Annotated in this window: 5 protein-coding genes and 2 pseudogenes; 5 read left to right on the top strand and 2 right to left on the bottom strand. The window is 68.4% G+C overall.

Going from position 1 to position 8,059, the window contains the following annotated elements:
• Nucleotides 1–73: 73 nt before the first annotated feature.
• Nucleotides 74–984: pseudogene (locus E0F75_RS39060) on the bottom strand (IS5 family transposase).
• A 400-nt stretch (nt 985–1,384) separates the two neighbouring features.
• On the bottom strand, nt 1,385–1,744 hold the full coding sequence (locus tag E0F75_RS39055) for a hypothetical protein (protein WP_229315796.1): 360 nt from the start codon (nt 1,742–1,744) through the stop codon (nt 1,385–1,387).
• A gap of 56 nt (nt 1,745–1,800) precedes the next feature.
• Here E0F75_RS39055 and E0F75_RS39050 point away from each other — a divergent pair.
• The 5 genes and pseudogenes from E0F75_RS39050 to E0F75_RS39030 all read left to right on the top strand — a co-directional run.
• Nucleotides 1,801–2,052, top strand: a pseudogene (locus E0F75_RS39050) (transposase family protein); the annotation flags it as partial.
• A gap of 737 nt (nt 2,053–2,789) precedes the next feature.
• Nucleotides 2,790–3,494, top strand: coding sequence for a hypothetical protein (locus tag E0F75_RS39045; RefSeq protein ID WP_229315795.1), 705 nt, complete (start codon nt 2,790–2,792; stop codon nt 3,492–3,494).
• A gap of 324 nt (nt 3,495–3,818) precedes the next feature.
• Nucleotides 3,819–4,964 carry a site-specific integrase gene (locus E0F75_RS39040; protein WP_229315794.1) on the top strand — a complete coding sequence of 382 codons (1,146 nt, stop codon included), beginning with the start codon at nt 3,819–3,821 and terminating at the stop codon, nt 4,962–4,964.
• Nucleotides 4,965–5,197: 233 nt separating this feature from the next.
• Nucleotides 5,198–7,456, top strand: coding sequence for a tyrosine-type recombinase/integrase (locus tag E0F75_RS39035; protein ID WP_229315793.1), 2,259 nt, complete (start codon nt 5,198–5,200; stop codon nt 7,454–7,456).
• Complete coding sequence (locus E0F75_RS39030; RefSeq protein ID WP_229315791.1) at nt 7,453–7,977, top strand: hypothetical protein; 525 nt, start codon at nt 7,453–7,455, stop codon at nt 7,975–7,977. The genes E0F75_RS39035 and E0F75_RS39030 overlap by 4 nt, the downstream gene beginning before the upstream one ends.
• Nucleotides 7,978–8,059 lie beyond the last annotated feature (82 nt).

Here is an 8,059-nt window from a genome sequence, read left to right as displayed (position 1 = left end):
GCGACATGGACCGGCGTATGCCCCACCTGCCACCGCGGCATACCCACACCAGCCCCAACCTGACCAAGCCCTACTAGGGCCTGTCTGACAAATGATCAACCGGCGGGTTCGCGGAGCCACAGGACCAGAGCTGCCATGACGATTCCAGCCCGGTAGCGATCGGCGAGCTCGTCGAACCTTGTCGCGATCGCACGGAACTGCTTGAGACGGGCGAACCATCGTTCGACCACGTTGCGGTCGCGGTAGATGTCCTTGCCGAAGGCGGGTGGGCGACCGCCGTGGGTTCCACGTCGCCGGCGGTTGGCCATCTGGTCGCGGCGTTCGGGGATCGTGGCAACGATGCCCCGGCTCCGCAGCAGGTGACGTATCGCTCAGCTGGAATACGCTTTGTCGCTCAGCACCCGCGCCGGTGTCGTGCGAGGTCGGCCCGTAACGGCGCGCGGGATGCGGATGCTGTCGAGGACCTGGCCGAAGGCGGTGGCATCGTTGACGTTGCCCGGCGTGAGCACGATGGACAGCGGGATACCCCGGCCGTCGACGGCGAGGTGGACCTTGGTGGTCAGCCCACCCCGGGACCGGCCGAGGGCTTGACGCGCCTGCGAGCGGACCGGATCTTCCAGTTCGTCCCGCGTCTGCGGCCCCTTTTTGCGCACCGGCCGCGTGCTGGTGGGCCCGGTAGATCGTGGAGTCGACGGAGATGGTCCACTCCACCCGGCCCACCGCGTCGTCGCGGACCTGGACGTGTTCCAGCAGCTTCGCCCAGGTCCCGTCCGCTTCCCAGCGGGCGAACCGCTCGTAGACGGTCTGCCAAGGTCCGCACTGCTCGGGCAGATCGCGCCACGGAGCCCCGGTCCGCAGCCGCCACAGCACCCCGTTGACCACCTGCCGGTGATCACGCCACGGACGACCACGCCCCTCCACCCGCGGCAACAGGGCCTCTATCCGCTCCCACGCTGCATCCGTCAACTCACCTCGACCCGCCACGAAATCAATGATCAGCGTGCTCGTGTTCAGACTCCCGCGCGGGGTCCGTCACGAAACGGCTCAGCCGGTAGGTGGTCGGCAGCCCCAGGCGACCACACAGCGTGTCGATCCGGATCATCGACCCGTCGACTCCTGCCTCCCGAAGACGGCGCAGCCGCGTACGCATCTGCGCCTGGTCCCGAGTCTCAACGACCACTTCCCACTGTCCCGCGTCCGGCGCGGTGCGAGCAGCAAGCCGCTGCCGCGCGTCCTCTTGCCGCCGCCTTCTTTTCCCCTGTCCTGGCACCTGCCCAGAATTGCTGGCCGGCGTCAGGACGGCAAGGCAATTGGACCGAGCACGCACTTCCCCGCTCGGTGATCATTTGTCAGACAGGCCCTAGCCCGGTGCGGTGAGGTGTCCTCAGCCGTCGAGCAGATCGACGGCGAGGAACCCAGTTACGACCACAACGACGAGCAGCCGCAGTGGGATGAGCCCGTCGCCGGTCAGCCGGACCTTGGACTTCCGGGAGCTTCTGAGAAGCCAGGTGACGCCGATGGAGGCGAGGGCGCCGACCGCGAGCCAGGCCAGCTGCGCCTGGCCGCGCGGCTGTCCCGCGGCGCTGGGGTCGAGGTCGTACGACTCCATGTACATCGCTAGGGACAGCAGCAGCCAGCACAACGACAACACTGCCGTGACGGTGGACTCCGCGATGGCGAACACGAGTCGGCCAGTGCTGCTGCCAGCGCCCACCCCGGGGAGGCGAATGCGTGCGCTACTCATTTAGACGAATGCTCCCCACTCGGCATTTGACCTGAGCGTATGCTGCTTTACGAGCTACCGCGGCCCGCACCCACTGCATCATCCGGATCTGTGAACGCCAGGGTGTCCCGATCCTCGCCGACCGCGCCTACCAGGGCGCCGGCCACTGGGTCACCACCGGCCTCAAACGGCCACCGGGCGGTGAACTCACCCTTACCCAGCGCACCGCCAACCGGGCCCTGGCCGCGGCACGGGCACTGGTCGAACGCGGCATGGCACAACTGAAGTCATGGCAGATCTTCCGCAGATCCCGCATCAGTCCCAACCGCAGTGAAGGCCGTCCTCGTCCTTCACCACGCGTCAGCGTGAGGTGGAAAACGCTCACTTATCGGAGAGACCGTCGGAGGCCCCCGGACTGTCTGGGAGCTCACCGACCTCTTCCCGGGCCCCGGGGCCTACAGCACCATCCCGCTCAGCACCGACACGGACATGCACTACCTCCCCGGCGACCAGGGCGAGCCCAAAGACGTGGCTCAGGACCTCGCTGTCCTCTACGCCTTTAACGACCTCGATATCCGGGGCGCTGTGAGATTCACTGGCCCCAGCGGTGAGACCGACCGGGCCCTCGGGGACGTCGACTGCACACGACCCTTCAGGAGTGTCAGAACGCACTCGAAGCCGCCCGCGCCCACGCGCACGGCCTGACCCCGAACCATCGCAGCCACCCTGGCGCACATGTACCCGCACGCCGCATACCTGGTCCTGCGCCGCACGCCGTGCTCCTCCGCCCGTCCGTGGAGGCCGATGCATGGGCACACGCCGGCACCCCGGCCTGCCGACGCCGCGTGCCCCTGGCGGGGCAGCCGGTCAGCAGACCCACCGGTCTCGACCACGAGGCTGCCAGCGCCGAAATTTCGAGCGGACCCTCAACCAACTAAAGAATCCCGGCACGTCGCGACAACCGCGCCTACGTCTTCCGCGGCACAGTCGCTGCAGCGGCGGCGTGGCTGCGGTAGCGATGGGGGCGACGTGGGCATGCTGGACGTCTGTCGAGCAGGAAAGGCACATGAGCAGCGCGCATCCACCGAATCCACCGGACGAGCCCGATGCGGACGCCCCGCTGGGCGAAACACACCCCTCGCCCCAGGAGGAAACCTCCGGGCGCCGCCGACGGTGGCTGTCAGGCTCCCACCGGTGGCAGACCCTCATCGCGGCGATGGTCGCAGGGGTGGCGGCGGTCGTCGCGGCCATCATCTCTCAGGACGATCCGACACCCTCCGGGCCCACGACCCAGCCCGGCCTCACCCATATCCAGACGTCGACTGCGCCCACGACCGGCCCTCAGGCGGTGATGCCGACAGCACCGGTGGAAACACCCACGGTGGATGGGCGCGTCACAGGGCAGTCTGCCGATCCTGACCACCCTCCCGCTGGCATCATCGTGCATTTCGAAGGCAAGGTGACGGGCCTCGACGTGGATTCCACGGTCTACGCGATGGTGAAACGGAGTGACTCGGAGTCGAACTGGCCAGTCGCGCTTGCCGACGTCGACCGGCGGAGCGGCAAGTGGACTGCGCACGTCCCAGTCCCCGACCCGACGCTTCCGGTGGCCTACCAGACCGGTGTGATCTCGACCGCCGAGGAAGGCATCCCCCATGCCGCCCCTCCGCCCACGCCGCTCGAAAGGCTGCAGCGGCAAGGCCCCGACGCGGGAGGGATCACCACCTCAACCCCATTCCGGCTCGTCTCTCCCACTCCTGCCCCTTCCTAGGCCCGTCCCTGCGAGTCTGCATCGTCAACAGCGCAGCCTGGACGAAGCTGAACTCACCCCTACCACCCCCGCTGCACCGGTCAACCTCCCACCCCAGCAGTGCCCGCCCCCGCTCCTGGGCCACTGCGCCCGCTGCCAGGCCCCGTGCCACTGGTACGGGTTCGGCGGCAACCCCCTTTCTCTGGGGGTAGATCGAGTGTGGTGTGACGTGGAGTAAGGGGCTTTCGTTGAACCTCTGGGACTCGTTCTCGGGGGGTGTGGCTCTGCGGCGGGTTGTTACACGACTCGTGGCAGGAGTATGGGATGCGGGCGTTTCCTGTAGTGATGCCGTCCGGGCAGAAGTACTGGACGGTGCTTGATGACGACCTGGAAGTCGTCCCCGTCGCCGATCGTTGGCTTCGGAATCTCCGGTTCGGACGGGACCGGGCAGAGTTGACCACAAAGGCGTACGCCGGCGGCGTCGCCCTCTATTTGCGGTGGTGTGGGTGGACGGGCCGGGAGTGGGAGACCGCCGGCCGTGACCTCGGTCTGTTCATGGTCTGGCTGAAGTACACCCCCGCGCCTCAGAACGGGGTGGCGCCGGTGGTGCGGTCGGGACCGGGCGCCGCGCCGGTGAGGGGTGAGCGGCGGATCAACCGAGTGCTCGTCGCTGTACGTGGATTGCTGTCGTACGCAGTGTCGGTGAGCGAGGCGCCGCGGTCGCTGCTCGGCCAGATCTACGAGCTTGCTGACAGCCGTGACCTGCCTGTGCAGGCGCGGGGTGAGGACGGCGGGCTGTTCTACCGGCTGCGGCCGGTGCACCAGCTTCGCGAGCCGGAGGCAGAGGTCGACCGGGCGCTGGACGCGGAGCTGGTCGCCATGTTCGGCTCGTGCCGCAGCGCGCGTGATCGCCTGATCGTCTTGCTCGTGGGCCGGGTGGGGCTCCGCCGCGGTCAGTTTGCCGGGCTGCGGCGCAGCGATGTTCATCTGCTCCCCGACTCGCGTGCGCTGGGGTGTGACTATCCCGGTGCTCACGTGCACGTGCGGCGGCGGGAGAACGCGAACGGGGCTTGGTCGAAGTCCCGGCATACGTGGGTGGCACCGCTGGACTTTCTCGTGGTGGCCGCGTTCGACCTGTATTACGAGGAGCGGCACCGGCTGCTGGGGATCGGCGGGAGTGACTTCCTGCTCGTGAACCTGTTCCGGGCCCCGTTGGGAGGCCCGGTGCCTCCGGAGGCGATCGGGGACCTGCTGGAACGCTTGAGCAAGCGGGCTGGGCTGGAGCGGCGGGTTGGGGCGCACATGGCTCGCCGGGCGTTCGCTTCGAACGTCTCGGACGCCGGTGGGTCGGAGGACGAAGTGCAGGCTCTGCTCGGGCACAAGAGCCCGGATTCGTCGGGGCCCTACCGGTTCCCGGATCCCGGCCGAGTGAGGGCCGCTGTCGAACGAGTCCCCTCGCCTCGTCTCCAGCAGCCGGAAGGGGACCGGTGATGGTGACGCCTGCAGCCCGTCCCGCAGCTGCTGCGCGGGACCACGAAGACAAGCCTCTGAAGGAGATCGTCCACACCCTGGACCAAGGGTTCCTGGACCTGTTGGGGTGGGACTGGGAGCGGCGGGTGATCACGTTCCCGCGGCAGCATCCCGTGATCGGGCTGCCGGACTGTCCGGTGCCGGCGTGTCCGTCGGCGGTTACGGTGACGACCCGCCCGATGTGCGGGGGTTGCTTGGAACGGTGGCGCGGCACCGGGGTGCCGCTGGAGGAGTTCCTGCTGATCCCGAAGGCCGTCAGCAAGGGCGTAGGCCAGCAGCCATGTGCAGTCGACGGCTGCGAGCGACCGAGGGTGACCGTCGCCGGTCTGCTGTGCCAGAGCCATCACTTGTTGCGCAGCCATGTGCTGCGTGAGATGAGTCTGGAGGAGTTCCTTGCCCACCCCAAGGTCGTCGGTCTGGCAGGGCTTGGTCCGTGCAAGGTGGTCGCGTGCTACCTCGACCGGGTCGGCCGCCAGGACCCCTACTGCCAAGCACACATCCAGCGCTTGCGCAGGGCTCGGACAACGCCAGGCTTCGACGAGACGCGGTGGCGCGGCGTGGACAAGGCCATCTGCGCGACCCGCGAGGTCAGCTTGCGGGGCCTGCCGGACCGGCTTGCCGCCGAGCTCCTCTATGCGCTGTGGGCTCGTGTGCAGGAGGGGCTCAAGGCCAGGCCGGAGTGCCTGCGTCCCCTGTACGACCGGCTGCGCGCGCACGGAGTGCGGGCTCTTGACGAGGTGACGGACCCAGCTGGTGACGGTCACAGCCGGGAGCAGGTCATGATGATCCGGGCCGCGCAGACGGCGCTACGCCGACGGACGGCGACCCCTGAGACTGAGCGCGTCAATGATGTGTGGGACATGACGGTCTTCGGTCACTCCGGCACTCTGCCGTTCACCAGCGTGGTCCAGGAGCCGTTGCGGGAGGCGATGAAGATCTGGGTCTACGACGACCTGCCCCGGCGCCGCAACAAGGACGCTGTGCACCACGCCCGCGGCGTCGTCTCGGCCGTGGCGATGCTCTCCGAGAGCCTGCGCCTGCAGCGGCCGGACCATGGGATCGCGCCGGCAGGCTGGGGGCGCAGCGACATCGTCGCGTTCACCAACCGGATGGGCCACCTCACCGCAACAGGGAAACTGAGCGCCAAGCGACGTCTGGCGCTCACCCGGTTCGTCCGACGGGTTCTGCTCCGGTTCCGCACCCTTGGGCTCGCAGGACCAGGACAGGTACTGGAGGGGATGCCGGTCGACTTCGCCATCTGGCCGGAGGACATGCCCGACGAACCGGAGGACACCGAGGCCGGCCGCGACCTGCCCGACGAGGTGATGCGGCAGCTGTGTGCCCATCTCGACGAACTGGAGGCGATGAGCACCCGCGAGACCCGGGTCGCCACCGAGCTCCTGATCGACACCGGCCGCCGCCCGGACGAGATCTACACGCTGGCCTTCGAGTGCCTCGAACACGACCCCGACGGCTCAGCTGTCCTGATCTACGACAACCACAAGGCATACCGGCTCGGCCGTCGCCTCCCGATCGGCAGCGAGACCGCCGCGATCATCCGCCGCCAGCAACAGCGGGTCCGGGAGCGATTCCCCGCTGGCGACCCCGCACGACTGAAGCTGCTGCCCAGAACCAAGATCAACCCTGAGGGCAGGCATGGGCTCAAAGACATCTCGCCCGCTCACCGGACATGGGTGCGCTCACTGCCCGAGTTCCTGGTCCCCGTGATCACCGCCGTAAAGGAAGCCCAGGTCACGCAGCTGGTGCCGTTCGACAGGAAACGGATCTTCCCCTACGCCTACCGGCACTGTTACGCCCAGCGGCACGCCGACGCCGGTGTCCTGGTCGACGTCCTCAAGGAGTTGATGGACCACCGGCTGATCACCACCACCCAGGGTTATTACCGCATCGGGGCCGAACGCCGTCGTGAGGCCGTCGACCGCGTCACCGCCCTGCAGTTCGACCGCCACGGCAACCGGGTCTGGCGAACCGCGAAGAGCCTCCTCGACTCCGAGCACGTCCGACGGGCGATCGGGGAGGTCGCCACCCCTTACGGAGTGTGCCGGGAACCCTCCAACGTCGCGGCCGGCGGGCATGCCTGCCCGCTCCGCTTCCGCTGCCTGGGCTGCGAGCACTTCTCCACCGACGTCTCCTACCTTCCCGACCTCCAGGCCCACCTCGCAGACCTGCTCCGCAGCCGCGAACGTCTCATGTCTGCGTTCGAGGCCGACGACTGGGCTCGAACCCAGGCCATGCCCTCGGAGGAGGAGATCCGCCGCGTACGACGCCTGATCGAGCGGGTCCAGAACGATCTCGACGACCTCACCCCTGAAGACCGCGCCCAGATCGAGCAGGCCGTCACCCTCGTCCGCCGCAGCCGCACCGTCCTGCTCGGCATGCCACGCGTCCGCCAGCCCCTCCCCGACGTCCGACCCACGAGGACCCCGGCATGACCGGCCAGATGACCGACGGCCGTCGAGCCGGCACCGACCGGCGTCGCCGCCGCGTCCAGGACGCCATCGCCGCGGCCCTGCGTGACGGCACACCACTGACCGCCTCGGCCGTCGCCCGAGCAGCCCGCGTCGACCGCACGTTCCTCTACCGCCACCGCGACCTGCTGGAGGAACTCCACACCAGCAGCACCCGGCCCGCCGATACGCCACCAGGAACCGGCCCCACTGTCACTCCGGAGTCTCTTCAGGCCGACCTCGCCAACGCCAACGCACGCGCTACACGCCTTGCCACACGGGTACAGCAGCTGGAAGCGCATCTGTCCCGACAACTGGGGGCGAGGGCATGGACGGAATCAGGGCTCGGCGCGCCGGTCGACATCGCCGAGCTTCAAAGCAACAACACCAGCCTGGAACAGCACAACGTCGAGCTCAAGCAGCGCTTGGCCGAGATCGAAGAGGAACTCGATGCTGCGCGGGCCGCGAATCGCGACCTGACCAGAGCCCTCAACCAACGCCAATGACGAATAGGGGCACAGTCACGCGGGGAGCACCAGTCGGCTGCTGGGCTCGGGAAAGTGTGAAATTCCGGGCGCCAGCGGCAGG

This window comes from Streptomyces sp. CB02980 (assembly GCF_014451325.2).
Lineage (GTDB): Bacteria > Actinomycetota > Actinomycetes > Streptomycetales > Streptomycetaceae > Streptomyces.
The sequence above is the reverse complement of the archived record's forward strand: the minus strand, read 5'-3'. Positions and strand labels throughout refer to the sequence as shown.